The following is a 26917-nucleotide window of genomic DNA, read 5'->3' on the forward strand; positions in this document are numbered from 1 at the left end:
TTACATTCCGAACCCGGAAGCTAAGCCTTACAGCGCCGATGGTACTGCAGGGGGGACCCTGTGGGAGAGTAGGACACCGCCGAACTAAATGTAAAGAAAGCCCCACACCTTTTGGTGTGGGGCTTTCTGCATTTCAGGCCCTCGTGCGTTTCAGGCCGGCCGCACCAGCCTTGTGTCGTATGCCAGGATCACTGCCTGAACCCGGTCCCTCGCCCCCGTCTTGGCGAGAATTCGGCTGACGTGCGTCTTTACCGTCGACTCTGCGAGATGTAAGCGGGAGGAGATCTCGGCGTTCGTCCAGCCCTGGCCGATGACCGTGAGGATTTCTCGTTCGCGTTCCGTCAGTACAGCCAGTCGGGGGTCCAGTGAGGAGTCGTCCGGTGCCGAGGACGGCAAGTGCTGGGCGTATGCATCGAGGAGCCGCCGCGTCAGGCTTGGGGCTACCACCGCGTCCCCTGTCGCTACGGCCCTGATTCCCGCGAGCAGCTCTTCCGGGAGTGCGTCCTTGATGAGGAAGCCGCTGGCGCCTGCGCGCAGGCCGGCGTACGCGTACTCGTCGAGGTCGAAGGTGGTGAGGATGAGGATGCGGGTGCGGTTGCCGGAGGAGACGATGCGGCGCGTGGCCTCGATGCCGTCGAGGCCTGGCATGCGGATGTCCATGAGGACGACGTCGGGATGGAGTTCGGCCGTCATGCGGACCGCCTCCGTGCCGTTGCCCGCCTCTCCCAGCACCGTCATGTCGTCCTGGCTCTCCAGGAGCATGCGGAAGCCTAGGCGCTGGAGGGGTTGGTCGTCGGTGATGAGGACGGTCGTCACGGAGTGGCTTCCTTCGGTTCAGGGAGGGCCGGGACGGCCGGGAGACGGAGGTGGACCTGCCAGCCACCGGTCGGTAGCGGGCCTGCCTCAAGTGTTCCTTCGTACAGGGCAGTTCGCTCGCGCATTCCTGTGAGGCCGCGGCCCGAGCCGCCGTCCGGGGCGGTGCCTCCGCGGCCGGTGTCGGTGACTGTCACCGTGACGGCGCCCTCGTCCTCGTACGAGATGGAGACCTGTGAAGTGGCGTCCGGGCCTGCGTGTTTGAGGGTATTCGTGAGGGCCTCCTGGATGACGCGGTAAACCGTGAGCTGGGTGCCGGCGGGGATGCGGGCCGCGCGGCCCTGGGTCTTCACGCGTACGGGGAGGCCGGCCGAGCGTACGCCGTCGATGAGGTGGTCGAGGTCGGTGAGGGACGGCTGGGGGGCCAGTTCGGCGGTGGGGGCCTGCTCGCGGAGGACGTCGAGGAGACGGCGGAGTTCCGCGAGGGCCTGGCGACTGGTGGTGCCGATGGCCGTCAGGGCTTGGGCGGCTCGCTCCGGGGACTTGGCTGCCGCGTAGGAGCCGCCGTCGGCCAGGCCCGTGATGACGGAGAGGTTGTGGCCGATGATGTCGTGCATCTCGCGGGCGATGCGGGTGCGTTCCGCGGCAGCGGCGAGCTGGGCCTGTTGGTCGCGTTCGACCTCTAGCTGCTGGGCGCGCTCCATGAGCGAGGAGGTGTAGTCGCGGCGGGTGCGGACGGCGATGCCGAGGAGGGCGACGAGGGCGATGGACCAGAAGGCAGGGACGAGGTCACGGTCCCAGGCGCCGTCCGGGTAGCGGATGGAGCCCGCAGCGAAGGGCAGGAGCACCAGCGCCGAGGCCCACCACAGTGTCTTGAGGGGTTTGTGCAGGGCGACGTTGAACAGCACGAACAGCATGAGCAGCGCAGCCTGCAGCATCGCGCCGGTCAGGCAGTTGACCAAGGCGACCGCCGACATGAAGGAGAGAACGGCCATGGGGGCCCGGCGCCGCCACAGCAGTGGCAGGGACAGGCCGAGGGTCATGCTCAGCATCAAGGCGGCCGGCACTTTCGAGTTCTTCGCGATCGTGGTCCAGCCTCCCGACCCGTAGTCGATGAGTGCCGCGATGACGAAGAAGGCCGTGAAGAGCAGGTCCCACACCAGCGGGTGCCGTCGGTCGAAGTCCCTGATCCGTTGCAGGATGCGCTGGATGTGCTGGGTGAGCGGCGGGGCGCCCGCGGACCACTCCTGAGCGGAGTGGTCCGGGGCGTTCGTGCTCGTGCTGCCTGGTTGTGGTTCGGTCGTCACCTGTACATCCTCATGCGTCGCGACGCTTGAGGAGCAGCGAGGCCCCGCCCAGGGCCGCCCCGGCCCACAGTGCCAGCGCCAGGAGCGCGGCCCAGGCGGACGGGTAGGCGTCCGGTGTCGGGTGGAGCATGGTCAGGGACTCCAGGGCCTTGCCCGGAAAGTACTTCAGGACGTCCTGCATCGTGTCGTACGGCAGCATGTCCAGGATCACCGGCACGATCAGCACGAGCCCGAAGAAGGCGCCGATGCCGCCCGGTACCGAGCGCACGACTGCGCCCAGGCCGAGGGCGATCAGGCCGAGCAGGGCGAGCCCCGCGGAGGCGCAGACCAGGGTGGTCAGGACGCCCGGAGCGGTGAGGGCCAGCTCCTTGTCCGTGCCGGAGAGCAGCGCCTGGGCGGCTGGGAAGGTCACCAGGACCGAGATCAGGGTGATGCCGAACGAGACCGTGCCGAAGACCGCGGCCTTTCCCCACAGGACCGGAAGCCTGCGCGGTACGGCGGTGAGCGTGGAGCGGATCATGCCCGTCGAGTACTCGCCCGCGGTGAACAGGACGCCGAGCACCGCGATCATGATCTGGGCGATCTGGAAGCCGAAGAGGAGCATCAGGACGGTGTCCACATCTCCGTCGCCGCCACCGGTCTCGTACGTGGCGCCCATGGTCAGGCCGACACCGAGGATCGCGACGGACACGGCGAGCAGCGTGATCCAGGTGGAGCGGACGGTCCACAGCTTGTGCCATTCGGAGCGCAGGACGCGGCTCGGGGTGACGGCGAAGGTGGTCATGCGGACTCCAGGTGAGTGGTTTCCAAAGTGGCGTTGAACTCGACCGAGTCGCGGGTCAGGTCCATGAAGGCCTGCTCCAGCGAGGCCGCCTGCGGGGTGAGTTCGAAGAGCGGGATGCTGTGGGCGGCGGCCGTGCGGCCGATGTGTTCGGCGTCCGTGCCGCGGACTTCCAGGGTTCCGGGGGCCGAGCTGGTGACATCGACGTCCGGGGCGGCGAGCAGCTCGGTGAGCAGGCCCGCTTCGGGGGTGACGACCTTGACGGTTCCGGCTCCTGATGCGCGTACGAAGGCGTCGACGGTCGTGTCGGCCAGCAGCCGGCCCTTGCCGATGATGATCAGGTGCTCGGCCGTGAGGGCCATTTCGCTCATCAGGTGCGAGGAGATGAAGACCGTACGGCCTTCCGCGGCGAGGGACTTGAGGAGGTTGCGGATCCACAGGACGCCCTCGGGGTCGAGGCCGTTGACCGGTTCGTCGAGGATGACGGTGGCCGGGTCGCCGAGGAGGGCGGCCGCGATGCCGAGGCGTTGGCCCATGCCGAGGGAGAAACCCTTGACGCGGCGGTGGGCCACGTCGGTGAGTCCGGTGATGTCCAGGACGTGCTCGACGCGGCCTTTGGCGATGCCGTGAGTGAGGGCCAGGGCCGTCAGGTGGTGGTACGCCGTGCGGCCCGGGTGGACCGAACGGGCCTCCAGGAGGGCGCCGACCTCGTTGAGGGGTGCGCGGTGGGCGGCGTACGGGCGGCCGCCGATCGTTGCGTGGCCGTGGGTCGGGGTGTCCAGGCCGAGGATCATTCGCATGGTGGTGGACTTGCCGGCGCCGTTGGGGCCGAGGAAGCCGGTGACGGTGCCTGGCCGGACGGCGAAGGTCAGGTCGGATACGACGGTCTTGTCGCCGTAGCGTTTGGTCAGGCCGTGGGCGGTGATTCCCTGTGCGCTCGTTCCGCCGGTTCCGGTCGTTCCGTGTGTGCTCGTCATGCCTCTGATGCTCGGGCGGGCAGGGCGCGGGGGCGTCGGACGGCGGCGGGATATCGGGTGAGGGGCGTAGTACCCCGGTATTACGGTGACCCTCATGAAGCCCCTCATCCGTTCGATACGTGCCGACGAGTGGCCCGCGGTGAAGGAGCTTCGGCTGGCCGGGCTGCAGGACCCGGTGGCGCATCTCGCCTTTCTCGAGACGTATGAGGAGGCCGTGGCGAAGCCCGACAGTTTCTGGCGGGAGCGGGCGGCGGGGGCTGCAGAGGGGGTGCTCGAGCGGCAGCAGTTCGTGGCCGTGGAGAGCGACGGGCGGTGGGTCGGGTCGGTGGTTGTGCTCGTCGAGGAGGCGGGGGCGGAAGGGGCGCTCGGGGGTGTGAGCGAGGTGCGGCAGGGGCATCTCGTGGGGGTTTTCGTACGGCCCGAGTGGCGGGGGCGGGGGCTGACCGAGCGGCTTTTCGCGTACGCGCTGGAGTGGGCGTGGGAGGCGGCCGCGGTCGAGCGGGTGCGGTTGTTCGTGCATGAGCGGAACGCGCGGGCCGAGGGCTTCTACCGGAAGATCGGGTTCGTGCCGTCGGGGGCGAGCGTTCCGGTGCCGGGGGATCCTGGGGCACGGGAGCTGGAGTTTGTGATGAAGCGGCCCTGAGGGAAGGCCCGTCTCAGGCGGGGAGTTCCTGGTTGGGCCAGCGGGTGCGGGCCTGTTCTCGGGAGCGGAGGAGGGCCAGGGTGGGCATGCCTCGGTCGGCTCCGGTGCTGAGCAGGTCCGGGAGTTGGGGGAGAGGGGCTACCGCGGCCACGTCGTCCAGGACGAGGGTGAGTGGTGGGTCGAGGCGACCGGAGGATGACCGTTCGGCCATGCGCCGGCCGCGCTCGACCACGCTTGAGGCGAGGGCCGTCAGAAGTGGCATCGCGCCCGGGTTCGCCTTGGGGTCTTCGATGGGTTCACCCACCACATAAAGCGTGCCCCCTTCGTTGACGAAGGAATCCAAGGTGAGGGCGTCAGTTCGGTTGGGGGTGCAGGCCTCGCGGACGTTCACTGTGAAGAGGGAGGAGAGGGCGCGAGCCGTCAACTCCTGGGCGATGTCGCGGCGTTCGGGGTACGAGGTGAGGGCGGCCTCGAGTTCGCCTGCGGAGCCGGCGGCGGCCTTGGGGTTCGTACGGAGGATGCGTACGGCTTCTTGTACGCCTGTGCCCTGGGCCCAGCGGTGGAGGTGGCGGATGGCGCGGCCGTCTGTTGCGGCGGCGTGGAGGTAGCTGCGGAGGAGGGTTTCCGCGACGTCTGCGACTGCCTGGTCCATTTTGGCGGTGGGGCGGACCGGGGCGAGCAGGGCTGCCGCCCTGGCCCTCGCGGTGTCCTTGTCCTGGCAGCCGGTTGAGGGGGACCAGTGGAGGCGGGCCGGGGTGTCGCAAAGGTGGGAGGGGTCGTAGAGGAGGACGGGGCCGAGTTTTGCTCGGGCATCCTTGGTGTCCGACCAGAGGGCGGGGCTGGAGGTGATGACGAGGGCGGGGCCCTCGGCGTCTCGTACGGCCTCTGTGGCCAGGGGATGGCGGGTTTGTGGGGGGCCGAGGACGAGGGGGGTGCGGGGGGCTGGGACGGGGGGCTTTTCCCCGGCACCCGCCCGTTTACCGTCGGCTGCATAGGGAGCCGTCCCGGACGGCGGCTCCGCCGCCGGGCCCGCCGCGGAGAGGGAAGCTGTGGGGGGAGTGGGCGCGTAGGCGCCCGAGGGTCGAAGGTCTGCGTCGGAGCCTGCCGCGTGCGACAGCCCAGAGCCTGCCGAGCCTTCGGCGGGAAAACCCGAGCCGGAGTCGGCCGAAGACGGATGGCCGGAGCCAGCGGCGCCCGCAGACGGAACTTCCATACCGGCGGTAGGCGGGAACCCTGGAGTGGTCGCGCCCCCGGCTGGGAAGCCGGTGCCGGTGCCGACGCCCGGCGCTCCTCCCGAACCGACCCCATGCCGACCACCCGAACCAGCCCCGCCCTCAGGCAGAACCCCCGAGCCGTACTCCCCGCCCGCCGGGAGCCCCGAATCCCCAGGTACGGCGCCCGAACCAGCTGCACCCCCAGCCAGACCTCCCGCACCGTACGCGGCGGCCTTGCGTCGGCGAGCCCTTCCCGCCCGCCACCTGGCCACCGTGCCCATCACGAACACCGTCAGCACCACCAGCACCATCAGCTGGCCGATCAACAGCCCCCAGAACAGCCCGTACCCCGACAGCTGGCTCTCCGGAGTCTCCGGCCAGGCGCCCGTGATGTCGTGTGGGTGCTGGATCAGGTGGCGCATTGCCAGGGGCGTACGGGCGAAGGTGACTTTGGAGGGCCAGGAGCCGTGGTCGAACAGGCCTGCCAGGCCTGTTGCCGACCACACCAGCAGGGCCATGCCGAGCAGGAACGCGAGTACCCCGATCAACAGGCCGTCTGGGATGCCTCCCTCCGCCCGTTCGCCCCGTTCGTGGTCCCGGTGTCGGTCGTACGGTCTCATCTCGCCCCTGCCGCTCTTACGCCACCGTGGACTCGGACGAGTCGTCGAGATCGCTCAGGTGTTGCTCCATGAACGCCGCTGCTCGCTCCTCCGCCTCCAGTTCGGCGGCGCGTAGCGCGTCGTCCGAGAGGTCGGGGGCGGACGACTCGGTCATGGCGCGGTCGGTGAAGACCAGGGGGCGTTCGGTCTCGGTGATGAGGTGTTTGACGACCTGGACGTTGCCGTTGACGTCCCAGACCGCGATACCGGGGGTCAGGGACGGGATGATCTCCACCGCCCAGCGTGGGAGGCCCAGGACGCGGCCCGTCGCTCTCGCCTCGTCCGCCTTCTGGGCGTAGATCGTCCGTGTCGACGCCATCTTCAGGATGGCCGCCGCCTCCTTCGCCGCGGCTCCGTCCACCACGTCGGACAGATGGTGGACGACCGCCACGAAGGACAGGCCGAGCCGCCGCCCGAACTTCAGCAGCCGCTGGAACAGCTGGGCCACGAACGGGCTGTTGATGATATGCCAGGCCTCCTCGACGAGGAAGATGCGCTTCTTCCGGTCGGGGCGGATCCAGGTGTGCTCCAGCCAGACGCCGACGATGGCCATCAGGATCGGCATGGCGATGGAGTTGCGGTCGATGTGGGACAGGTCGAAGACGATGAGCGGGGCGTCGAGATCGATGCCGACCGTTGTCGGGCCGTCGAACATGCCGCGCAGGTCACCGTCGACCAGGCGGTCCAGGACCAGGGCCACGTCCAGACCCCAGGCCCGTACGTCGTCCAGGGCGACGTTCATCGCTTCGGCCGACTCCGGCTCGGGGTGGCGCAGCTGCTCGACGATGTCGGTCAGGACCGGCTGGCGGGTGGTGATCGCCTCGTTCACATACGCGTGCGCGACCTTCAGCGCGAAGCCCGAGCGCTCGTCGAGGCCGTGGCCCATCGCGACCTCGATGATCGTGCGGAGCAGGGCCAGCTGGCCCGTCGTGGTGATCGCGGGGTCGAGCGGGTTGAGGCGGATTCCCATGTCCAGGGCCGCCGTCGGGTCGAGCCGGATGGGAGTTATACCCAGCTCCTGGGCGATGAGGTTCCATTCGCCCACCCCGTCCTCGCCCTGTGCGTCGAGTACGACGACCTGGCGGTCGCGGAACCTCAACTGCCGTAGTACGTACGTCTTCTCCAGGGCCGACTTGCCGTTGCCGGACTCGCCGAGCACCAGCCAGTGCGGGGCCGGGAGCTGCTGCCCGTACAGCTGGAAGGGGTCGTAGATGTAGCCCTTCCCGGAGTACACCTCGCGGCCGATGATGACGCCGGAGTCGCCGAGGCCGGGCGCGGCGGTCGGGAGGTAGACCGCCTGGGCCTGGCCCGTCGAGGTGCGCACCGGCAGCCGGGTCGTCTCGACCTTGCCGAACAGGAAGGACGTGAAGGTTTCCGTGAGGGCGGACAGCGGGTCCCGCATAGAGTCCTACCTCCGGATGCCGGTCGCGAACGGGAGTGTGTTGACGAAGGCGCGGTGGTGCTCGCGGTCGCACCACTCGATTTTCAGATACGACTTGCCGGCCGAGGCGCGGATCGTCCGTTTGTCGCGGGCGAGTGCCTCGGGGTTACGGGACGAGACGGTGATGTAGCCGACGAGGTTGACGCCGGCCGCGCCGCTCGCGAGGTCCTCGCCGCGCTGGTCGAGGCGGTTGTGCGAGGCGATGTCGCGAGGGTCGACGGTCCGGTTCATCTTGGCCTGGCGGCTGGCCTCCGCCTCGTCGTTCGTCTTCTCGGTCAGCATCCGCTCGATGGCGATCTCGGTGGGTTCGAGGTCCATTGTGACGGCCACGGTCCGGATGACGTCCGGGGTGTGGACGAGCAGCGGGGCAAGGAAGTTGACGCCCACCGGGGTCATCGGCCACTCCTTCACCCAGGCCGTGGCGTGGCACCAGGGCGCACGGGTGGAGGACTCGCGGGTCTTCGCCTGGAGGTACGTCGGCTCCATGGCGTCGAGCTCGGCCGGCCAGGCGTTGCGCTTCGTCATCGCCTGGATGTGGTCGATGGGGTGGTCGGGGTCGTACATGGAGTGGACGAGGGAGGCCAAGCGCCCCTGCCCGAGCGGTTGCCGCACCCGGATGTCGGCCTCCTGCAGCCGCGAGCAGATGTCCGTCAGCTCACGCGCCATCACAACCGCGAGCCCCGCGTCCTTGTCCAGCTTCTTGCCACCCTGGCCGCGTGCCGCGCGGGCCATCGCGTGTGCCTCGGCGGCGAGTTCGCGCGAGTAGTGCATGCAGGCGACCAGGTAGGCGCGGTGCTGCTCGCTGCTGGTGGACACCATGGACTGGAGCTGGTCGTACGACCGCTGCAGCCAGCCGGGGGCGCGCTCGTCTCCTCGTACGGCGACGTCCTTGGCGTGGGCGTCCGGGTCGGCGGGGAGGGTGCGGGCGAGCATCTGGAGGCGGGTGACGAAGCCGTCGCCGTTCGCTACGTGCTTGAGCAGCACTCCGAAGCGGTCGACGAGGGCCTCCTGGTCCTCGGAGTCACGCAGGCCGACGCCCGGGCCCTCGATCTCGATCGCGGCCGTGACGGTCTTCCGGTCGGCGTGCAGGAGGACGGCGATCTCGTCCGGGCCGAAGGGTGCCGCCAGCCACGTAATGCGTCCGATGCCCGGTGGCGGGCCGACCTCGATCTCACGGCCGTCGATGCGCGTTCCGGCTTCCATGACGTTGCTGCGGTACGTCGTGCCCCTGCGGAGCGTCCGCTTGTAACTGCGGTTGATCTCGAACCACTTGTAGAACGTACGGCGCTTGTACGGCACGTACACCGCGGCCAGCGCCACCATCGGGAAGCCCACGAGCAGGACGATGCGCAGGGAGAGGACGGGGACGAGCAGGCCGCACATCATGCCGAGGAACGCGCCCACGATGATCAGCGCGATCTCGCCGGTTTCCCGGTTCTTGCCGACGATCGCGTTCGGCCGGGCGCGGCCGATCAGATATGTACGGCGGGGCGTGACCGGATGGGCCACATGGGACTCGGTCGTCAACGCCCTTCACCTCCCGAGCGGTTGGTAGTGCTGCTGTTGCGGGTGTTGCTGGCGTGGGGGGTGTTCGTCGGGCTGTTGCGCGGCGGGGGTGCGGCGGCCGGGACCGATCCGCCGCCTCCGTTGGAGGACGGGCGGGTGCTGTGGGCGGCTACGCCGGCGGAGGCCGCGTTGGCGGGGCGGGCACTGCCGCCGCTGTTGCCTCCGCCACCGCCGCCGTTGTTGTCTGCGCGGGTGCTGTGCGTCTTGATGCCCTGGGCGACGAGGGTCGCCGGGGAGCTGATGACGGCCGCGGCCTTGCCTTCGGCGCCCTGCATGATGCGGTTGTTGCGGGAGTTGGCGATCTCGTCGCCGAAGCCCGGTACGAAGCGGTAGATCATCGCGCTCGCGAAGATGGCCAGCAGGATGATGGCGAGGCCGGAGACGACGGCGGAGAAGGCGTCCGGTCCGTCCTCGGCGGACAGTGCGCCCGCAAGGCCGAGCACTATCACGATCACCGGCTTGACCAGGATCACCGCGATCATGATGCCCGCCCAGCGGCGGACGTGGCCCCACAGGTTCTTGTCGACCAGGCCCGCGTACACGACGGTCCCGAGCAGCGCACCCACGTACAGCAGGGCGGCTCGGATGACCAGCTCCAGCCACAGGACGCCCGCGGCGAGGATGGACACGAGGGAGACGACGATCAGCATGATCGGGCCGCCGCCGATGTCCTCGCCCTTCTCCAGGGCGCCGGAGAAGTTGCCGAAGAAGGTGTCCGTCTGGTTGCCGGTGCTCTGGGCGAGGACTTCTGATACGCCGTCGGTTGCCGAGACGACCGTGTAGAGGATCAGCGGCGTGAAGGCCGAGGCCAGGACGGTCAGCCAGAGGAAGCCGATTGCCTCGGAGAGGGCCGTGGTGAGGGGCACGCCTCGGACGGCCCGCTTGGCGACCGCGAGCAGCCAGAGGAGGAGGGTGAGGATCGTGGAGGCCGCGAAGACGACTGCGTACTGCTGGAGGAACTTGGGGTTCGTGAAGTCGACGTTCGCTGTTTCTTTGACGGCCTCGCTGAGCTTGTCGATGGTCCAGGAGGCGGCGTCGGCGCAGCCCTTGGCCAGGGAGGAGAGGGGGTCGAGGGTGGAGGTGGGGTCGGTTAGGGAGCCGCCGCCTCCTCCGCCTCCTCCTCCGGAGCCGCCCTCTTCTTCGCAGTACTCCCTGGCGGGCCCGGCGATGAGCTCGCAGGGGTCGTCGGACGGTGTTGGCGTCGGGGTTGGCGCGGCGTAGGCGTGCGAGGCCAGCAGCACGGCTGCGGTTTGTACGGCAGCTACGACGCCGGTGAGCTTTAGTACGCGGTGCGGGCTACCTGGCATACGTGAACCCTCCGAACTCCTCGACTGCCTTGCCGATCTCGCCGGCCCCGGAGATGGGGTTGTCGCCGTTGACAGGAGTCGGACCGGTCTTCTGACTGGTCTCCAGGACCTTCCAGTCGTCGCCGCTCCAGTTCAGCTTCATGGTCACGGTGAACCAGCTGCTGCTCACCGGGTTGGTGGTGGTCTCCCCGGTGAGCCCGAACAAGCCGTTGCACCAGACCTCGACGGTGGCCGAGTCGGCACTGGAGGACGTGACCTTGGTGCCCGCGGGAAGCGTGCGGTTGACGAAGGTGCTTCCGGAGGGCGCGTTGCCGTCCTCGTTCAGGCCGATCCTCTTGAGGAGGGCCGCTGAGTAGTCGGCGTCGAATCCGGACTGGAGCTGATCCAGGGCGCTGGGATCTGCGATGGTCTTCACGATCTCGCGCCGCTTGGAGGCGTTGAACATGCCGTCGGAGCCCAGCGCGGCCGCATAGTTCGCCGCAGCACTCTGTGCTCCCTGCTCGTCATGCGCGTAACCGGTGGGAATCCCCCCGGCCTTCGTCTCAACGGGCTGCTCGCCGGACGCGGCCGTAGGGGCCGCATCGGCTCTCTCCTCGCCCCCGTCCGACGATCCGGAATCACCGCCACCACGGTTCGCGAAGGCGATGGCCGCGATCAGGAGTACCACCACGCCCACGACCGTGATGAGGCTGCGGGAGGACGAACGGCCGCCGCGGCGTGCGCCGCCGTAGACGTCGCCGGCGCTGTCGGGGTACCGGGTGCGGGTCTGGCCGGAGCCTCCGTACCCGCCGTCGTCGCCGCGCGAACCGTGCTCGTCGCCGAGACTCATGCCGCGTACGCCCCCTCAACCTCGTGCTGGACCGCGTAGTCGTAGTACGACGGTAGCCGCGCTGCTTCCTTCGCGGGCGCGGTGTGGTGACTCGACATCAGGGAAACGCAACCTCAGCCGGTGGGCACGTCGGACGGGTGGGTTAGAGGGAACCGGGCGTGCCCGGCCGGGTCTGGAGGGCGGGCCGGCGCCGGCCTACACGGCCATTCCGTACACGATGGTGAACAGCGTGCCCAGGGAGCCGATGATGAAGACCCCGGTGAGGCCCGCGATGATGAGGCCCTTGCCCTGTTCGGCGCTGAAGGTGTCGCGGAGGGCCGTTGCGCCGATACGCTGCTTCGCCGCGCCCCAGATCGCGATGCCGAGGCAGAGCAGGATGGCGACCGCCATCACAACTTCGATCATCACCCGTGCTTCGTTGCCCAAGTCGCCGAAGGGGCCCCAGTCCGGGGCGATTCCGCCGATGATCGTGGTGATGTCGCCTTCTTCGGCTGCAAAGAACATGTAAGTCACCGCCCCTTGTCGGTAGTTCCGCATCCCCTGCCGCTCTGCGCAGAGGTCAGGCCTCATTGTCGCCGACAAAGACGCTGTCGTATGTCGACTTGGCGTCATTGATTGGCGGGTTTCGTACGTACCGCTTGCCGTCGGCCCTCGGGAACCCCTGCGGGGCGTGGGGCAGTATGCAAGTAGACGTACAGTCACTCTGTGTATCACGGCAGGTCACGCCGGGCAATGAAGTAGTACCGGAACCTGTGGTGTGGTTCCGTCGTTGACCCCTTCTACGCGACGGCCGCCCACTCCGCCCCGCCACCGTGAGCCCGCTCACGTCCCATGTGCGCCGGTCCGTCGAGGCGATGCCCTCCGGGTCGTTCCGTCTCCTGGTGTGTAGACGCCGCCCGTTCGGCCTTCGCGAAGGCTATCTCGGGGTGGAGGCGGGGGAGCTGTCGGGGTGTCAGGGGCGGGGGTTCGTGGCCTGGTCCGTCCATGGGGTCAGTTCGGGGCGTTTGGCCGTACGTCCGTCTCCCGAGGAGCGGCCCCTCAGTCGCCGCCAGAGCCACGGGCCGAGGAAGCCCATCGCCCAGACGGCGTCTGCGCTCAGGGTGCGCAGCGTGGGGACGGGGGCGAGTGGAGGCAGCGGGGCGGACCAGTTCTCGTGACCCGGCAGGCCGAGGGTGTGGGCCATGCCCGAGGCGATCCGGGCGTGGCCCAGCGGTCCGGCGTGGATGCGGTCCTGGCTCCAGAGGCGTGGGTCGGTCGTGACCGGGTGCGGGAACACGTCCAGTACGGCGACGCCATGGCGTTCCGCGGCGGCGCGCAGGCGGGTGTTGAGGTCGACGATGCGGGGGAGTGCGCGGCGTGCGAGTGGCGAGAGCTTGCCCAGGTCGGGGTAGGTGACGGTGGCTACCTGGGCGCCCGACTCGGTGAGGCGCGCGAACATCTCCTCGATGTCTGTCATGACGCGGTCGGCGTCGAAGCCGGGGCGGAGCAGGTCGTTCATGCCTGCCACGACCGTCACCAGGTCCGGCTTCAGGGCGAGGGCCGGGGCGAGCTGCTCCGCCTTGATCTGGGCGGTCACCTTGCCGCGTACGGCGAGATTGGCGTACGTGAGGTCTGGTTGACCTTCCGTCAGGAGCTCCGCGAGGCGGTCTGCCCAGCCTCGGTACCCGCGTGCCTCGTCGCCGTCGCCGATGCCCTCGGTTTGGCTGTCGCCTATGGCTACGTAGCGGGTGTAGGGGTGCGGGGTCATGGGGTTGAGCCTGGGGCTCGGGCGAGTCTGGCGTCAATGTGACGTTCTCTGTGCGGTCTGCTGGTGGGGGGTCTCTTTCCCTGACCCCGCCCCTTCCCGAAACGGGGGCTGCCGCCTCCGGGCTCCGCTAGGGGGTGGGGGTGACATGCGTGTCGCGGCTGCGGGTTCGTTGTGGCTTGTCGCGCGGTTCCCCGCGCCCCTGGAGGGGCGCCCTCTTCTGTCAGCCCGCGCTTATATAAGTGGATGGTGATACATTGCTGCGTATGCATGCGTTCGATGTGCTCGGAGATCCCGTGCGGCGGCGGATTCTCGAGCTTCTCGCCGATGGGGAGATGAGCTCGGGGGAAGTCAGCGAGGTCATCCGGCGGGAGTTCGGGATATCGCAGCCCGGTGTCTCGCAGCATCTCAAGGTGTTGCGGGAGAACGGGTTCGCCACCGTGCGGCCGGAAGGCACCCGGCGGCTCTACGCGGTGGACTCGGAGCCGCTTCGCGACATCGACGCGTGGCTGGACCGTTTCCGGCGGTTCTGGACTCCGCCGCTCGAGGCCCTGGCCACCGAACTCGCCCGGGGCAAGCGCGAGCGGCGTCTCCGCCTGGACGCCGGCGGATCCAGCGATACCGACGATTCCAGTGAACACGTACCCCCTCCCAGGAGCGAGCCATGATCGACGTCACCCAGCAGATCAATGCCGTACGGCGCCAGGTCGGCAAGCGCATCTTCAAGGCCGGCGAGGCACGCGTCGTGACCATCAGTCAGACGTACGACTCGGACATCGAGGACGTCTGGGACGCGTGTACCAACGCCGAGCGCATCCCGCGCTGGCTCATGCCCGTCTCCGGTGACCTGACCCTGGGCGGCCAGTACCAGCTGCACGGCAACGCGCACGGCACGATCGAGCGCTGTGACCCGCCCAAGGGTTTCGCCGCCACGTGGGAGTGGGAGCAGAGCGTCAGCTGGATCGAGCTGCGGCTCACGCCGGAGACGGACGGCCGGACGCGCTTCGAGGTCGACCACATCGCGCACGTCGACGACGACACGAAGTGGCCGGAGTACGGGCCCGGCGCGGTCGGCGTCGGCTGGGACCTGATGGTCATGGGCCTGTATCTGCATCTGTCCTCTGGTCGGCCTGTGGATCACGAGGAGGCTGAAGCCTGGGTCATGTCCGATGAGGGCAAGCGCTTCGTCGAGCTGAGCAGCGAGGGCTGGTACGAGGCGAATGTGGCCTCCGGCGAGGACCCGGCTACGGCTCGGGCGGCGGCTGACGCGACGACTGCCGCGTACACCGGGGCGGAGATGCCGCCGGAGGCCTGAAGCGGGGCGGGCCGGTAGATGAGAGCAACCTCGTCCAAGCCGCGGTGACGATTCGTCAATGCCGGGCAGCGCTTACGCGAGTGCCATGAGTCGCTGATCTTGTGTGACAGGAGTTTCACGGACGCGTCCCGGTTGCGTACCGCCCGACGACTGGCCGAAAAGTGACGGCTAGCCTGACCGGGCTCGAGACGTCCGAGGGGGCGTCAGCAACATCCGGGCACAACGGGGACGGGGAACCGACATGGGTATACGTGACGAGCACGCGGTGTCGCGCAGGCAGGCGCTCAGGCTGGCCGGGACGGGGCTAGGGCTGGCCGTGCTGGGGGCAGGCGCATGGGGGTGCACCCCCGAGGAGGACACGAGCGCGTCGGGCGGCGGCACAACTCCTGGCGGAGACAAGGGCGGTGCCACCGACAAGGGCGGTGACACCTTCACCACCCCGCCCCCGGGCACCGCGCCCAAGCCGCTGTGGCAGCAGAAGACAACCAACGAGAACCTGGCCGGGATCCACGCGCTCGCGGTGTTCGGCGACACAGTCGTGGTGTCGGGTGACCCGCTGGTGGGGCGCGATGTCGTCAGCGGCAAGGAGAAGTGGTCACGGCCGGGCGTCGCCATTCCCGGCGCCAAGCTGATCACCGGCGGCGGGACGCTCTATCTCGCCAGCGCCGAGTACGACGGCGACGTCGTGGGCCTCGATCCGGCCACGGGCAAGGAGACCTGGCGCAGCCGCCTGGGCAAGGAGTACGAGCAGCCGCGCCCCATCGCGGCCGACGACCGACACGTCTACGTCCTCGCCGGGATCCTGGAGGAGGACCTCACGTCGCCGACCAACGTGATCGCCGCGATCGACACCACCTCCGGCAAGATCGCCTGGCGTGAAAAGCGGGACACGGGGACCGAGGAGTTCGGCATCACCGCCACGGTCGTCGGCAGGCGCCTCGCGTACACGGATTTCCGGAAGAACGTGACCGTCCGCGACACGACGACGGGCCGGCAGCTCTGGACGAAGAAGATCGGCAGGTCCAACTACTACCGTTTCGCCGTGCACGAGGACCTGTTGATCGTGCCGGACGGGCAGCGGCTGCGGGCGTTCGCGCTGGCCACGGGCACGGAACGCTGGTCGCTGGCCAATGAGAAGGCCACCTGGTTCAACGATCCGCAGGTCCTGGACGGGGTGCTCTACGCCTCCGACAGCGCGTTCGGCATGTGGGCGGTGAACCCCGGTACGGGCAAGCAGATCTGGCACAACAAGGACCTGGTGGGCAAGGCTGCGGAGGCGTGGCAGTTCGCCAAGGCGGGCGGCACGCTGTACGGCGCGACCGAGCACGACAAGAACGGCGGCGTGCACGCCTTCGACGCGACGACCGGGAAGTTGCGCTGGACGTACAACGACAACACCGGTGAGAGCCAGAAGTGGTACGTGGTCCCGGCGGGCAAGCGGCTGGCTGCGATGCACGCCAAGCGGCTGTACGCGCTGCCGGCCGTCTGAAACAGGGAGGCGGGACCGCCACCGAGCAGACTGTGTCGCGCATCACATCGACCTCATGTCACGGACGGGCCGACTGCTTGCATCCAGTGGTCGTCAGTGAGCGGAGAAGGGCGGAACGATGAGCGCACAGAAGGAAGCCGGCAGGACGACCACACACCGTGTTCTGATCCTGGGGGCGGGTTACGCGGGCATGTCCGCGGCCATCCAGCTCGCGGCTCGGGTCGAGCGGTGCGAGGACGTGCAGGTGACCCTGGTGAATGCCCAGGATCGGTTCACCGAGCGGCTGCGGCTGCACATGACGGCGACTGGGCAGCAGCTCGCCGAGTTGAACATCCCGGAGTTGCTTCAGGGCACGGGTGCGCAGTTCGTGCGGGGCTGGGTGACGGCGGTGGACGCGGACGCGAAGACGGTGCGGGTCGACGACGACCGGGTCCTGCACTACGACACGCTCGTGTACGGATTGGGCAGCGTGGCCGACACGGCGGCGGTGCCGGGCGCCGAGGACCACGCGTACACCCTCGGCAGTGCGCAGGACGCCGACGTGCTGGCCGACCGGCTGGCCCGGCTCGGCAGCGGCACGGCGGTGATCGCCGGCAGCGGACTGACCGGCGTCGAGGCGGCCGCGGAGATCGCCGAGCGGCACCCGGAGCTGAACGTCGTACTGCTGGGCCGGGCCGAGCCCGGTTCGGCCCTGACCTCGAAGGCGAAGGCGTACCTGCAGTCCGCCCTCGACCGGCTGGGCGTGGCGGTGCGCAGCGGGGTCGAGGTGGTGAAGGTGCTGCCCGGTTCGGTCGAGCTGGCGGGCGGGGAGAGCGTCGCCGCCGACGCCGTCCTGTGGACGAGTGGTACGAGGGTGTCACCGCTGGCGGCCGCCGCCGGTCTGGCCGTCGACGAGCGCGGCCGCATCATCACCGACACCGCGCTGCGGTCGGTGTCACACCCCGATGTGTACGCCGTCGGTGACGCGGCCGCGATCCGCCAGGGCTACGGCGTCATGCACGGCACCTGCCAGGGCGGGATGCCGACCGGTGTGCACGCCGCGGTGTCGATCGTCCGCACGCTGAAGGGCAAGCAGCCCAAGCCGTTCCGCTTCGGCTACTACCACACGCCGGTGAGCCTGGGCCGGCATGACGCGGTCGTGCAGTTCACCCGCCCCGACGACAGTCCCCGGAAAATTCATCTGACGGGCCGTAAGGCTGCCTGGTACAAGGAGACGGTGAGTGCCGCGCCCTGGCCGACCTTCGGCCGTATGAAGAAGATGCCCGCCTCGGGCGCGTTCTGGCCGCGTGGCGGCCGCTTCACCCGGATCCGGAGCGCCCGGTGACCCATCCCTACCGCGACTCCGACCCCGACCAGCAGGTGTTCCACGAGCACCGCAACCTGCTGTTCTCGGTGGCCTACCGCGTCCTCGGCACCGCGGCCGATGCCGAGGACGTGGTCCAGGACGCCTGGATCAAGTGGTCGGCCGCCGAGCGCTCGCAGGTGGCCGACCCCAAGGCATACCTGACGCGGATCGTGTCGAACCTGGCCCTGGCACGGCTGCGCTCCACCCGGCACAAGCGCGAGACCTACGTGGGCCCCTGGCTTCCGGAGCCCATCCTCACCAGCGGCGACACCGCCGACACCGTCATGGACGCCGAGTCGGTGTCGATGGCGATGCTGGTGGTGCTGGAGACGCTGAGCCCGCTCGAGCGCGCGGTGTTCGTGCTGAAGGAGGTCTTCGGCTTCAGCCATGCCGAAATCGCCGAGGCGGTGGAGCGTTCCGAGCCCGCGGTGCGGCAGGCGGCACACCGCGCTCGTGAGCACGTACGGGCCCGGCGGCCGCGTTTCACCGCGGACCGCTCACGGCAGCGCGAGGTCACCGAACGGTTCTTCGCCGCCGCGACCGGCGGTGACGTCAACGCCCTGATGGAGCTGCTGTCCCCGGACGTCACCCTGTGGACCGACGGCGGCGGCAAGGTCCGCCAGGCCCTGCGTCCGGTTGTGGGCGCCCAGACGGTGGCTGCCTGGTTCGCGGCCATCGGCACCGTCACCTACCAGGGCATCGAGCCCGCCGACATGAACGCCGAACTGGTCGAGATCAACGGCGGCCCGGGCATGGTGTTCAGCGGGCCGGGCCGACCGGGCCGCGTGATCGCCACAGTCACCTTCGACTTCGACGCCGACGGCCGTATCACCACCATCCACAACGTCGCCAATCCCGACAAACTCCAGGCCATCGCCGACGGCACCACTCACGGCGTCGGCACGCACTGAGCCCCGGAAGCGGGATCCGCCCTCGGCCTGGCAGCCGAAGGCCGGCCCGCAAGGGTGTCCGCGGTCCATCGCGAACCGACGCTCCCGAGCCGAGCAGTCGGCTGGCTTGCCCTCCCAGTCGCAATCGCTGAGGTTGATCCGTCACTGCTGTGACGGAGCCCCAGGCGGCGATGTGATGTCCTCCGCGTCTTGGATGCCCTCCACGAAGTGGTCGAACTCGCCTGCCTGTACGCCCAGTACGAAGGCGTCCCACTTGCGGCGGTTGGTTGTGACGACGTTGTCCGGGTCGTTCGTTTCGCGGATGTAGACGGGGGCTTCGCCGTCGTCTCCCTCGCCGAAGGCGATCTCGATCCAGGGGCCGGGGCCCTCGGCGTCCTCGGGTGCGGCGCGGACCCAGTCGAGGTTCGAGGGGATGTCAGCCACGGTGGGTTTCTTCCTTGTGCTTGAGGCTGTGGAGGAGGGCGGAGAAGGCGGTTGGGGTAGTTCCGAGTATCGCTTCGGTGGGGTCGCTGCTTTCGGTGAGATGGACCGTTCCTGCCCGTGCGGCGACGTGGACGCAGGAGTCGCCCTCGGAGCAGTAGGTCGACTTCTGCCAGGCGTACGCACTCATGGGAGCTCCTATAGGTCATGGATGACGGCGAGGATCAGGTCTCGGGTCTTGTCGGGTGCGAGAGCGACGGCATGGAGTCGCTCGAAGAGGGTCCGGTACTTGCGCAGTTGGGACTCGGCATCCAGGAACTTGAGGCCGTGGGACTGGTCCAGGTGGACTGTGTCGAGTTCTGGTACTGGGCCGTGTGCGTAGAAGATGGACTGGCCTGACCCGGGGTAGGCGCCGGCGTCGAACGTGATGGCACGCAAGGTGATGTGCTCCCGCTCGCTTGCGTCGAGCAGATGCTTGAGCTGCTGTCGGGAAACCGACGAACCGCCGACCTTCATCCTCAGGGCTGCCTCGTGGATGATCGCCTCGTACGGGGTGGGGTCATCCCTGTACAGCACGGCCTGGCGCTTGACGCGGAACGAGATGCGGTGCTCGATGTCCGGCGGGGAGAGCTCCGTGACACCTTGGCGGAAGATCTCGCGGGCGTGGTCGACGGTCTGGAGCAGGCCGGGGATGCGTGCCGTGACAGTGGTGCGCAACGACTGGGCGTGGTGCTCCAGTTCGGCGAGGTCGAGTAGCGGGCTCGGCAGGATTTCACGGTACTGCTCCCACCATCCGCGCTTGCGGTCGCTGATCATCCCGACGATGGCTTCGATCAGTGCCTTGTCCGAGCATTCGTACTGGCAGGCCATGGTGCGTACCCGCTCAGGGCTCACGCCCGCGCGTCCGGCCTCCATGTTGCTGATCTGGTTTTGCTTGACGCCGAGCAGTTGACCGGCCTCGGTGGCATTCAGCCCCGCGCGCTCTCGAAGCTTGCGCAGCTCCACGCCCAAGCGGAGTTGACGACCCGTCGGATTGCTTCTCACGGGCTTGTCCGCCTCCTCGTTGCGGGTCACCCACACGGGTGGTGTCTCATGGATTTAAGAGGAATCGTGTAATGCGTTACATGGATGCCGCTAGCTTATAACTCGGCGCCTCCACCCAGAAGCACCCCGCTCGACGGAGCGGCCGCGGTCACTGGGCAACGTAACGAACCCTCACCCCAAACCACCCAACTTCCCTCCGAACCAGGAGACTTCCGATGGCAACCGTATCCTCGCCCTGGTCCTACACCCTCCAACTCCCGCACGATCCACGCGCACCGGGTGTCGCCCGCGCAACTCTCCGTACGGTCCTCGCCGCGCACGACCTCACCGAACTCACCTCCACCGCCGAGCTGCTGGCCTCCGAACTCCTCACCAACGCCCACCTTCACACCAAGGGCCCGTACGCCCTCCGTATCCGCTCCTCCGAACCCGACCGGCTCTACGTAGCCGTATGGGACTCCGACCCGAGACTCCCACCCGGCTTCGGCGACACAACCGACGCACCTACGCAAGCCGCCGCAGACGCGGAGAACGGCCGCGGCCTGCAACTGGTACGGGCCTGCGCCGACGCGTGGGGAGCCTCCGCGCCACCCGAATTGGGCGGCACCGAGGGCGGCAAGCTGCTGTGGGCCGAGTGTCAGTGCGATGCCCTACGGTGATGGCGTGTACTCGGAGAGTGAAAGGAAGGTGGCGTGACACAGCTTGGGGATCGGCTCAGGAGGGCCGCGTGCACGCGTGTGGGCGGTGAAGCCGAGGCGGTGGAAGGGGCCGCACAGTACGGTGGATTCGACGCCGAGCGGGACGTCGGACCTCCCATCGACCCCGCTCGCGCAGCCGCAGACGTGGAGAGACGGAGGCAGCGAGCCATGTCGGTATCGCCGGGCGCCTGGATGTACCCGCGCCCCCGCCCGGGGAATCTGCGTGAGATCGCCGAGAAGATCGAGGGCGCTACGGGTCTGCGTGTGCAGATTGTGGGAGGAAAGCTCGTGATGTCCCCTACTCCGCGTGGGAAGCACGCGGGTGTTGTGTGGCAGCTGCGTCAGCAGCTCGACGGGGTTCTTCCCGAGGGGCTCGGAGCGTTCGAGATGTCCTCGATCGCCCTACCGGAAGACCCGGACGACTACGTCACGCCAGACCTGATCGTCCTGCCTCTGGACTGGATGGACGACGACGACTGGCTGGCCGTCCCCGAGGACGCGGCGCTCGCTGTCGAGGTCATCTCCAGTTCCGAGAAGTCCCGCGAGATCAGGGACAAGGCCGACTGGTACGCGGTCTCGCGCGTGCCTGTTCTCCTCGTCATCGACCCCCGCAAGGGCACCTGGGCTCTGCACACTCGCCCGGACAACGGCGCCTATCAGGACGTGCGGCCGGGTAAGTTCGGGGAACCGGTGCCGCTTCCCGCGCCCCTCGGATTCGAGGTCGCCACGGATCATTTCCCTGTGTATGGCACTTCGCCGCGGTCCGGGCGGGCCTCCGACGCGTAGCGCCGCGGTTCACAGGTGTTCGTCAGACCGGGCCATGAATCCTCGCACCTGGCTGGTCCAGACTGACCTCCCCCGTTCGGCAGCGAAGCCCTCGTGCGCTACCGCGAGACTGCGGACCCGTGGACCCGGTAAATCGTTGGGTGGAGGGCGACGGTGAACTGACCCTTATGGCAAGGTCAGTTCGGTGGATGCACTCAAAGATCGGGATCCTGCGCACATAGGCGCGTACACGTTGCTCGCCCGGCTCGGCGCAGGCGGCATGGGGCAGGTGTATCTCGGCAGGTCGCCGGGTGGGCGGCTCGTGGCGTTGAAGGTGATCCGTGAAGAGATCACCGATCACCCGGAGGCGCTGGCCCGGTTCCGGCGTGAGGTGGAGACCGCGCGGGCGGTGCGGAGTGCGTACACGGCGAATCTCATCGACGCGTCGCTGGATGCCGCGCCCTACTGGCTCGCCACCGAGTACGTGTCGGGCCCGACGCTCAGCGGAGCCGTCGCCGCGCGCGGGCCGCTGCCGCCGGAGACATGCCGAGGGCTGTTCGCCGCGCTCGCGGAAGGTCTCGCGGCGGTGCACGAACACGGCGTCACGCACCGGGACCTCAAGCCGCAGAACGTCATCCTCGCGGCCCAGGGGCCGCAGCTCATCGACTTCGGAATCGCGCGGGGTGCCGGGCAGACGGCGCTCACCGAGGCGGGGTCCGCGCCCGGCACGCCCGGTTTCACCGCTCCCGAGGTGTTGATACGCAACGACGTCGGGTCGGCGGCCGACGTGTTCGCGCTCGGCGCGACACTCGCGTACGCGGCGACCGGGCGGCCACCGTTCGGCATGGGGGAGCCCGCCGGGGTGAGCTATCGAGCCGTCCACGAACCCATCGATCTCGTGGGCGTGGAACCGCAGTTGGCGCAGCTCGTCGAGGCCTGCGTCGCCAAGGACCCGGCGGCGCGGCCCCCTCTCGCCGAGGTCATCGCGCGGTGCGGAGTGCGGGCGGCGCTGGTCGAGGACCCTTTCTACGGGAGGATCGCGGAGCTCGGGGAAGCGGTGCCGCAGACGCCGCCTCAGGGCGTTCCGCCGGCTCCGGCTGTCCCGCCCCTGGGATCGCACGAGTTGCCGACGGCCTCAGCCCCGAGTGCCTACGGATACACGCCCACCCAGCTCTCCCAGCCGGCGCGTCGCCGTACCCGGCCCTGGATGATCGCTGTGGCGGTGGGCCTCGTGGTGGGGGTCGGGGCGGCCTTCCTGATCCCGCGGGGGAATGACAAGGGCGGCGACAGTGGCGACAGCAGCGCAAGCGCCGACAAGTCGCCTACGTCTACGGCCAGTTCGCCGTCGTCCGGATCGGGGAAGGGCGGCGCGCCCGCTTACGCGGAGGACAAGCCTGACCGCAACCTCTGGGACTCGGCGAAGGGGCAGTGCAACCTGCCGTACGAAGAGCGGCCGAGTGAGAAGTTCCTGCACTCCGTCGCCGATCCTGACGACCCGGGGCCCAAGGACCCGGCTACCGTCACGTTCAAGGACAAGGTGCAGATCGGGTTCGCCGACATGGCGCTGTCCGCCGAGGCCGGCAAAGAGCCGTTCTACGTCGCCATCAGCGTCAAGCCGCCCCACGACATCGATCCGAGCACCGGAAAACCCGTCGAGGGGCTACTCAGCGCCAACCCGAACGTGGGCTACACCAGTAAGCCGGTCGACCTCTACGGGGGCGGCGGTCCGACCAAGTGGAAGTACGTCACGTACCCCGACGACTTCCGCACCTGGCTGGTCGGCGGCCGCGAGTTGAGACCCGCCATCCCCCTTGCCAACGACCCCGGCGACTGGACCGTGCAGTTCCACCACGTCCGGGCCCCCGATGACTACTCGAGCATCCTGTGCGCCGGTTTCACAGCGGCGAATTGACGCCATACTCGCTGGAAATGTCCTTGAACTGCTCCGACATGGGGGAGGGTTGAGCCGTGCGAAAAGTGTGGGTGGCCAGTGGCATCGCGGTCGGGCTCGGGCTGAGCCTCGTGATGCTGCTCGTCGTCGGGGTGTACATCGTGGCTGGAAACCTTGCCAACGGTGTGGGCAAGGGGAGTGTCGGGCTCGCCAAGGGGGCCGTGCCGGGGGCGTACCAGGCATTGGTTCAGAAGTGGGGAAACCTGTGCCCCGCCATCAACCCCGCGCTGCTCGCCGCTCAGCTCTACCAGGAGAGCGGCTGGGATCCTGACGTCACCAGCCAAGCCGACGCGCGCGGCATCGCCCAGTTCATCCCCGGCACCTGGGCCACCCACGGCATCGACGGTGACGGAGACGGGGACCGTGACATCTGGGACCCGAATGACGCGATTCCGTCGGCCGCTTCGTACGACTGCAAACTCGCCTCGTACGTGAAGGACGCGCCCGGCGACCCGACGAAGAACATGCTCGCCGCGTACAACGCGGGGGCGTACGCCGTCATCAAGTACGGGGGTGTTCCGCCGTACAAAGAGACGCAGAACTACGTCAAGACGATCACCACGCTGCAGGACAGCTTCGCCGCGCCCGTCGGCCGGGTGCAGCCCTCGCAGCAGGCGGCCGGGGCGATCGGCTACGCGCAGAAGAAGCTCGGGACGCTGTATCTGTGGGGCGGGAACGGTACCGCTGACCAGGGCGGACGCTTCGACTGTTCGGGGCTGACGAAGGCCGCGTACGAGAGTGTGGGGATCGAGCTGCCTCGGGTCGCCAACGATCAGTACAACGCCGGGCCGCACCCGAAGCGGGAGGAACTGCTGCCGGGTGACCTGGTGTTCTTCTCCGACGACCTCACCAATTCCCGGGCCATCCGGCATGTGGGCATTTACGTGGGCGGCGGATACATGATCAACGCGCCGCGACCCGGCGCCGTGATCCGGTTCGACCCGATCGATACGCCCGACTACTTCGGAGCGACCCGGGTCACCGAGGATGGCGCGAAAGCGTTGCCCACGTCGGTGTGATCTGGCCGGATCCTTCCGTTACTGCCTGTTACAGTCGCTCTCTCATCAGCCTCTGAGCTGCGAGAATGTGTCTCGCTTCGATAACGTCTGCGTGATCATTCGGTGGACTGTGGAACGTAGAGAAGGGGACCATGCGTTCCATGGACGTACGACTGACGCACGAGTGACGTACGACGTAGCCGACCACGGGGGTTGATGGCGCAGCTCATCGAGGAGCTGCGCTCGAATGCACGACGAAGATCATGACGAAGGGGCCGCTGCACCATGGCTGGACTCGCCGAATCCGGGTCGAACCCCGACGTCGACTTGCTCTACGACATCAACGGACTTGCCAAGGACGCCCCCGGCTGGTTCGACGGGATCATGAAATTCGTGGGTGAGTGGGGGATCCTGCTCGCCATGGTGCTGCTGGTGCTGGGCTGCTGGTGGACCGTACGGCGGCGGGGTGGCGAGGACGCCGCCTCCTCCGTGGCCGCGCTGATGTGGGCGCCGCTCGCGGCCGGTATCGCGGTGCTGGTGAACGTGCCGATACGGGGCTTTGTGGAGCGGCCCCGGCCCTTCCGTGAGCACGAGGGACTCGAGGTCCTCATCGGCGGCAAGACCGACTACTCGTTCGTGAGCGATCATGCGGCGCTCACCATGGCGATGGCTGTCGGGTTGTTCATCGCGAACCGGAAGTTCGGGCTGCTGGGGCTCGGGCTGGCGCTGGTCGAGGGCTTCCTCCGGGTCTACATGGGTGTGCACTACCCGACCGACGTCATCGGTGGCTTTGCCCTGGGGACGGCGGTCGTGCTGCTGCTCTCGCCGCTCGCCATGGCGCTGCTGACGCCGGTGACGCGGGCTGCTGAGCAGTCGGCTCGGGCGGGGTGGGTGATCCGGGCTCGCGGGACCTCCCCTGATGACCCTGATGAGGGGGACGAGCACGTGATATCCGGGACCAGGCCCGAAGCCGAGGCCGATGCGGAGGAGCGGGACCTCGCGGCGTAGTTCGGCATAGGGGCCCTACAGCGCCTGCGGGTAAGCGAAGAAGCCGTCCGGGTCGTATCGCCTCTTGAGCTTCGCCAGCCGGTTCGCCGTCGGCCCGTAGTACGCCGTACGCCAGTCCTTGAGCGTCGAGTCCGTGTAGTTCTGGTACGCCGCCCCCGAAGCGTGGCGCCTCATCGCGGCGTGGGCTTCGCCCAGCCAGGACTGGGCCGCCGAACCGGAGGTCCCCGCGCGCCAGGACGCGATGTACTGGGCCAGCAGGCGGGAGCGGCGGTGCACGAAGGCCGTCGCCGTGGGGGCCACGCGGTTGATCTCGCCGCCGAGCGCCGTCAGCTGGATGGTGCCGGCGCCGCCTCGTACCGACTCGATCTGGTTCAGCATCGTCTGGATGCCCGTCGTCGAGATCGCGCGGTCGAAGAAGTCCGAGCGGGCGGCGTACGTCTCGCGGCCCAGCGCGCCCTCGGGGGAGCGGCCGGGGGTCGTGCCGGGCAGATGGCACTGGGCGTCGGACGAGAAGGACGAGCAGCCCGCGTACACCTCCATCGACTCCTCGTACGAGCGGCGCCGGAGCGAGGCGTTGCCGGGCTGGGCGCCGATCCGGTCGACCAGGCGGTCCACCGCGTTCTGCAGCTCGGCGTGGGTGCCGAGGGAGAAGGCGGAGATGGAGACGGTGGGGGCGGCGCCGGCCGTGTTCGCGAGGTGGAGCGAGGACCAGATCTCGTCGGGCTGGTCCGGGCCCCACTCCTGCCAGGCCGCGAGCACGGCGGCGGCCCGGGACCAGGGCCAGGTCAGATTCGCGGTGACCGCCTGCGGGGCCGGGTGGGTGCGGAAACGCAGCTCGGTGACCACGCCGAAGTTGCCGTTGCCCGCGCCGCGCAGCGCCCAGAAGAGGTCCTTGTTCTCGTCCGCGTCGGCCGTCAGCTCCTTCCCGTCGGCGCTGATCAGCATGGCCCCGGTGAGGCTGTCGCAGGTCAGGCCGTACGCGCGCGAGACCACGCCGTGGCCGCCGCCGAGCGTGAGGCCCGAGACGCCGACGCTCGGGCATGAGCCGGCCGGGATCGTGACGCCCTTCGCGGCGAGCGCGCGGTAGACGTCGATCAGCTTGGCGCCCGCGCCGATGACCGCCTCATTGCCCGAGGCCCGGACTTTGGCGATCTTCGATACGTCGACGATGAGGCGACCATTGCCCGAGGACCAGCCGGCGTAGGAATGGCCGCCGTTGCGGATGGCGACGGGGACCTTGTGGGCACGGGCGTACGCCAGCGTCGTACGGACGTCGTTCGCGTGGGCGACGTAGGCGACGGCCGTCGGCTTCAGCGAGTCGAAGCGCGTGTTGTAGAGCTGGCGGGCGGCTGCCCAGGCCTCGTCGCCCGGCCGGACCAGGTTGCCGTCCAGATCCTCGGCGAGGCCCGCCAGGCCGGCCGCGACGGCCCCGCTCTTTGTCCCGATCGGCGTACTTGACGTGCGCGCCCCCTCGGTGGTCTGCGGCTCGGAGCCGCTGCCGCTGCACCCGGCGGTGACCGCGGCGGCGAGGGCCGCGGTGCCTCCGCCTACGAACGTACGCCGTCGCATGAGTGCCTCCCGTGGTTTCACGTGGAACGAGACGGGCTTGCGGAGTTGAGGGTTCCATCTCCTGCCGGTGATCGGGAGGTGAGCGAGACTTGGGGAGAGGGGCGGCGAGACGCGAGCGGCTTA

The 26917-nt window shown here is 68.8% G+C and carries 26 protein-coding genes and 1 rRNA gene; 12 read left to right on the plus strand and 15 right to left on the minus strand.

Annotation, left to right across the window (positions count from 1 at the left end; genetic code table 11):
• A 5S ribosomal RNA gene (gene rrf, locus ACGFNK_RS28575) occupies positions 1–85 on the plus strand; the annotation flags it as partial.
• 65 nt (positions 86–150) lie between these two features.
• Here the strand turns inward: rrf and ACGFNK_RS28580 are convergent.
• The 4 genes from ACGFNK_RS28580 to ACGFNK_RS28595 are packed head-to-tail and all read right to left on the minus strand — an operon-like array spanning position 151 to position 3878.
• Positions 151–816, minus strand: coding sequence for a response regulator (locus ACGFNK_RS28580; RefSeq protein WP_393420427.1), 666 nt, complete (start codon positions 814–816; stop codon positions 151–153).
• Positions 813–2120 (minus strand): sensor histidine kinase, encoded by a 1308-nt coding sequence (locus ACGFNK_RS28585; protein WP_393420429.1) that lies wholly within the window; start codon positions 2118–2120, stop codon positions 813–815. The genes ACGFNK_RS28580 and ACGFNK_RS28585 overlap by 4 nt, the downstream gene beginning before the upstream one ends.
• A 10-nt stretch (positions 2121–2130) precedes the next feature.
• Complete coding sequence (locus ACGFNK_RS28590) at positions 2131–2904, minus strand: ABC transporter permease (RefSeq protein ID WP_393420431.1); 774 nt, start codon at positions 2902–2904, stop codon at positions 2131–2133.
• Positions 2901–3878: an ATP-binding cassette domain-containing protein gene (locus ACGFNK_RS28595; protein ID WP_393420433.1), complete on the minus strand. Its 978-nt coding sequence runs from the start codon at positions 3876–3878 to the stop codon at positions 2901–2903. The genes ACGFNK_RS28590 and ACGFNK_RS28595 overlap by 4 nt, the downstream gene beginning before the upstream one ends.
• 94 nt (positions 3879–3972) lie before the next feature.
• On the opposite strand from ACGFNK_RS28595, the gene ACGFNK_RS28600 reads away from it, so the two are divergent.
• On the plus strand, positions 3973–4521 hold the full coding sequence (locus tag ACGFNK_RS28600; protein ID WP_393420435.1) for a GNAT family N-acetyltransferase: 549 nt from the start codon (positions 3973–3975) through the stop codon (positions 4519–4521).
• 13 nt (positions 4522–4534) lie between these two features.
• Here the strand turns inward: ACGFNK_RS28600 and ACGFNK_RS28605 are convergent, their stop codons facing one another.
• The 7 genes from ACGFNK_RS28605 to ACGFNK_RS28635 all read right to left on the minus strand — a co-directional run bounded on the left by ACGFNK_RS28605 (position 4535) and on the right by ACGFNK_RS28635 (position 13284).
• Entirely contained in the window at positions 4535–6355 is a 1821-nt protein-coding gene (locus ACGFNK_RS28605; RefSeq protein WP_393420437.1) for a TraM recognition domain-containing protein, read from the minus strand.
• 16 nt (positions 6356–6371) lie between these two features.
• Positions 6372–7796, minus strand: coding sequence for an ATP-binding protein (locus ACGFNK_RS28610; RefSeq protein ID WP_386353927.1), 1425 nt, complete (start codon positions 7794–7796; stop codon positions 6372–6374).
• 6 nt (positions 7797–7802) lie between these two features.
• Positions 7803–9362 (minus strand): SCO6880 family protein, encoded by a 1560-nt coding sequence (locus ACGFNK_RS28615; protein ID WP_393420439.1) that lies wholly within the window; start codon positions 9360–9362, stop codon positions 7803–7805.
• Positions 9359–10708, minus strand: coding sequence for a hypothetical protein (locus ACGFNK_RS28620; protein WP_393420441.1), 1350 nt, complete (start codon positions 10706–10708; stop codon positions 9359–9361). Before ACGFNK_RS28620 ends, ACGFNK_RS28615 begins: the two co-directional genes overlap by 4 nt.
• Complete coding sequence (locus tag ACGFNK_RS28625; RefSeq protein ID WP_393420443.1) at positions 10698–11537, minus strand: hypothetical protein; 840 nt, start codon at positions 11535–11537, stop codon at positions 10698–10700. The genes ACGFNK_RS28620 and ACGFNK_RS28625 overlap by 11 nt, the downstream gene beginning before the upstream one ends.
• Before the next feature lie 195 nt (positions 11538–11732).
• Positions 11733–12041 (minus strand): hypothetical protein, encoded by a 309-nt coding sequence (locus ACGFNK_RS28630; protein ID WP_033328619.1) that lies wholly within the window; start codon positions 12039–12041, stop codon positions 11733–11735.
• 448 nt (positions 12042–12489) lie between these two features.
• Complete coding sequence (locus ACGFNK_RS28635) at positions 12490–13284, minus strand: SGNH/GDSL hydrolase family protein (protein ID WP_393420445.1); 795 nt, start codon at positions 13282–13284, stop codon at positions 12490–12492.
• Positions 13285–13547: 263 nt separating this feature from the next.
• Here ACGFNK_RS28635 and ACGFNK_RS28640 point away from each other — a divergent pair, with 263 nt between their 5' ends.
• The 5 genes from ACGFNK_RS28640 to ACGFNK_RS28660 all read left to right on the plus strand — a co-directional run bounded on the left by ACGFNK_RS28640 (position 13548) and on the right by ACGFNK_RS28660 (position 18341).
• Positions 13548–13949, plus strand: a complete 402-nt coding sequence (locus tag ACGFNK_RS28640) for an ArsR/SmtB family transcription factor (protein WP_393420447.1) — start codon at positions 13548–13550, stop codon at positions 13947–13949.
• Complete coding sequence (locus ACGFNK_RS28645; protein WP_393420449.1) at positions 13946–14596, plus strand: SRPBCC family protein; 651 nt, start codon at positions 13946–13948, stop codon at positions 14594–14596. Before ACGFNK_RS28640 ends, ACGFNK_RS28645 begins: the two co-directional genes overlap by 4 nt.
• Before the next feature lie 241 nt (positions 14597–14837).
• Positions 14838–16085 (plus strand): PQQ-binding-like beta-propeller repeat protein, encoded by a 1248-nt coding sequence (locus ACGFNK_RS28650; protein ID WP_393420451.1) that lies wholly within the window; start codon positions 14838–14840, stop codon positions 16083–16085.
• A 118-nt stretch (positions 16086–16203) separates the two neighbouring features.
• Positions 16204–17409, plus strand: coding sequence for an NAD(P)/FAD-dependent oxidoreductase (locus tag ACGFNK_RS28655; protein ID WP_393420453.1), 1206 nt, complete (start codon positions 16204–16206; stop codon positions 17407–17409).
• Positions 17406–18341: an RNA polymerase sigma-70 factor gene (locus tag ACGFNK_RS28660; protein WP_393420455.1), complete on the plus strand. Its 936-nt coding sequence runs from the start codon at positions 17406–17408 to the stop codon at positions 18339–18341. The genes ACGFNK_RS28655 and ACGFNK_RS28660 overlap by 4 nt, the downstream gene beginning before the upstream one ends.
• A 141-nt stretch (positions 18342–18482) precedes the next feature.
• Here ACGFNK_RS28660 and ACGFNK_RS28665 read toward each other — a convergent pair whose 3' ends face one another.
• From ACGFNK_RS28665 to ACGFNK_RS28675, 3 genes are read right to left on the minus strand one after another with little or no spacing between them, the layout of a single operon-like run.
• Positions 18483–18764: a DUF397 domain-containing protein gene (locus ACGFNK_RS28665; RefSeq protein WP_393420457.1), complete on the minus strand. Its 282-nt coding sequence runs from the start codon at positions 18762–18764 to the stop codon at positions 18483–18485.
• Entirely contained in the window at positions 18757–18951 is a 195-nt protein-coding gene (locus ACGFNK_RS28670) for a DUF397 domain-containing protein (protein WP_393420459.1), read from the minus strand. The genes ACGFNK_RS28665 and ACGFNK_RS28670 overlap by 8 nt, the downstream gene beginning before the upstream one ends.
• An 8-nt stretch (positions 18952–18959) precedes the next feature.
• Positions 18960–19805, minus strand: coding sequence for a helix-turn-helix domain-containing protein (locus tag ACGFNK_RS28675; protein ID WP_393420461.1), 846 nt, complete (start codon positions 19803–19805; stop codon positions 18960–18962).
• A gap of 215 nt (positions 19806–20020) precedes the next feature.
• On the opposite strand from ACGFNK_RS28675, the gene ACGFNK_RS28680 reads away from it, so the two are divergent.
• From ACGFNK_RS28680 to ACGFNK_RS28700, 5 genes are all read left to right on the plus strand, one after another.
• Positions 20021–20464 carry an ATP-binding protein gene (locus ACGFNK_RS28680; RefSeq protein ID WP_393420463.1) on the plus strand — a complete coding sequence of 148 codons (444 nt, stop codon included), beginning with the start codon at positions 20021–20023 and terminating at the stop codon, positions 20462–20464.
• A gap of 207 nt (positions 20465–20671) precedes the next feature.
• Positions 20672–21289, plus strand: coding sequence for a Uma2 family endonuclease (locus ACGFNK_RS28685; protein WP_393420465.1), 618 nt, complete (start codon positions 20672–20674; stop codon positions 21287–21289).
• A gap of 184 nt (positions 21290–21473) precedes the next feature.
• Entirely contained in the window at positions 21474–23180 is a 1707-nt protein-coding gene (locus tag ACGFNK_RS28690) for a serine/threonine-protein kinase (protein ID WP_393420467.1), read from the plus strand.
• A 113-nt stretch (positions 23181–23293) separates the two neighbouring features.
• Positions 23294–24238 (plus strand): NlpC/P60 family protein, encoded by a 945-nt coding sequence (locus ACGFNK_RS28695; RefSeq protein ID WP_393420849.1) that lies wholly within the window; start codon positions 23294–23296, stop codon positions 24236–24238.
• Between the two features lie 264 nt (positions 24239–24502).
• Complete coding sequence (locus ACGFNK_RS28700; RefSeq protein ID WP_393420469.1) at positions 24503–25225, plus strand: phosphatase PAP2 family protein; 723 nt, start codon at positions 24503–24505, stop codon at positions 25223–25225.
• A 15-nt stretch (positions 25226–25240) separates the two neighbouring features.
• Here ACGFNK_RS28700 and ACGFNK_RS28705 read toward each other — a convergent pair whose 3' ends face one another.
• Positions 25241–26794 (minus strand): FAD-binding oxidoreductase, encoded by a 1554-nt coding sequence (locus ACGFNK_RS28705; RefSeq protein ID WP_393420471.1) that lies wholly within the window; start codon positions 26792–26794, stop codon positions 25241–25243.
• Positions 26795–26917: the final 123 nt, after the last annotated feature.

Source organism: Streptomyces sp. NPDC048825 (assembly GCF_043198355.1).
GTDB classification, from domain to species: domain Bacteria; phylum Actinomycetota; class Actinomycetes; order Streptomycetales; family Streptomycetaceae; genus Streptomyces; species Streptomyces xiangluensis.

Excerpts from the sequence above, each read along its gene's own strand:
- ACGFNK_RS28640 (WP_393420447.1), top strand. The coding sequence starts at position 13,548 with ATGCATGCGTTCGATGTGCTCGGAGATCCCGTGCGGCGGCGGATTCTC.
- ACGFNK_RS28590 (WP_393420431.1), bottom strand. The coding sequence starts at position 2,904 with ATGACCACCTTCGCCGTCACCCCGAGCCGCGTCCTGCGCTCCGAATGG.
- ACGFNK_RS28630 (WP_033328619.1), bottom strand. The coding sequence starts at position 12,041 with ATGTTCTTTGCAGCCGAAGAAGGCGACATCACCACGATCATCGGCGGA.
- ACGFNK_RS28685 (WP_393420465.1), top strand. The coding sequence starts at position 20,672 with ATGTCGGTATCGCCGGGCGCCTGGATGTACCCGCGCCCCCGCCCGGGG.
- ACGFNK_RS28695 (WP_393420849.1), top strand. The coding sequence starts at position 23,294 with ATGCTGCTCGTCGTCGGGGTGTACATCGTGGCTGGAAACCTTGCCAAC.
- ACGFNK_RS28705 (WP_393420471.1), bottom strand. The coding sequence starts at position 26,794 with ATGCGACGGCGTACGTTCGTAGGCGGAGGCACCGCGGCCCTCGCCGCC.
- ACGFNK_RS28605 (WP_393420437.1), bottom strand. The coding sequence starts at position 6,355 with ATGAGACCGTACGACCGACACCGGGACCACGAACGGGGCGAACGGGCG.
- ACGFNK_RS28625 (WP_393420443.1), bottom strand. The coding sequence starts at position 11,537 with ATGAGTCTCGGCGACGAGCACGGTTCGCGCGGCGACGACGGCGGGTAC.
- ACGFNK_RS28650 (WP_393420451.1), top strand. The coding sequence starts at position 14,838 with ATGGGTATACGTGACGAGCACGCGGTGTCGCGCAGGCAGGCGCTCAGG.
- ACGFNK_RS28610 (WP_386353927.1), bottom strand. The coding sequence starts at position 7,796 with ATGCGGGACCCGCTGTCCGCCCTCACGGAAACCTTCACGTCCTTCCTG.
- ACGFNK_RS28680 (WP_393420463.1), top strand. The coding sequence starts at position 20,021 with ATGGCAACCGTATCCTCGCCCTGGTCCTACACCCTCCAACTCCCGCAC.
- ACGFNK_RS28655 (WP_393420453.1), top strand. The coding sequence starts at position 16,204 with ATGAGCGCACAGAAGGAAGCCGGCAGGACGACCACACACCGTGTTCTG.
- ACGFNK_RS28595 (WP_393420433.1), bottom strand. The coding sequence starts at position 3,878 with ATGACGAGCACACACGGAACGACCGGAACCGGCGGAACGAGCGCACAG.
- ACGFNK_RS28700 (WP_393420469.1), top strand. The coding sequence starts at position 24,503 with ATGGCTGGACTCGCCGAATCCGGGTCGAACCCCGACGTCGACTTGCTC.
- ACGFNK_RS28635 (WP_393420445.1), bottom strand. The coding sequence starts at position 13,284 with ATGACCCCGCACCCCTACACCCGCTACGTAGCCATAGGCGACAGCCAA.
- ACGFNK_RS28600 (WP_393420435.1), top strand. The coding sequence starts at position 3,973 with ATGAAGCCCCTCATCCGTTCGATACGTGCCGACGAGTGGCCCGCGGTG.
- ACGFNK_RS28620 (WP_393420441.1), bottom strand. The coding sequence starts at position 10,708 with ATGCCAGGTAGCCCGCACCGCGTACTAAAGCTCACCGGCGTCGTAGCT.
- ACGFNK_RS28670 (WP_393420459.1), bottom strand. The coding sequence starts at position 18,951 with ATGAGTGCGTACGCCTGGCAGAAGTCGACCTACTGCTCCGAGGGCGAC.
- ACGFNK_RS28645 (WP_393420449.1), top strand. The coding sequence starts at position 13,946 with ATGATCGACGTCACCCAGCAGATCAATGCCGTACGGCGCCAGGTCGGC.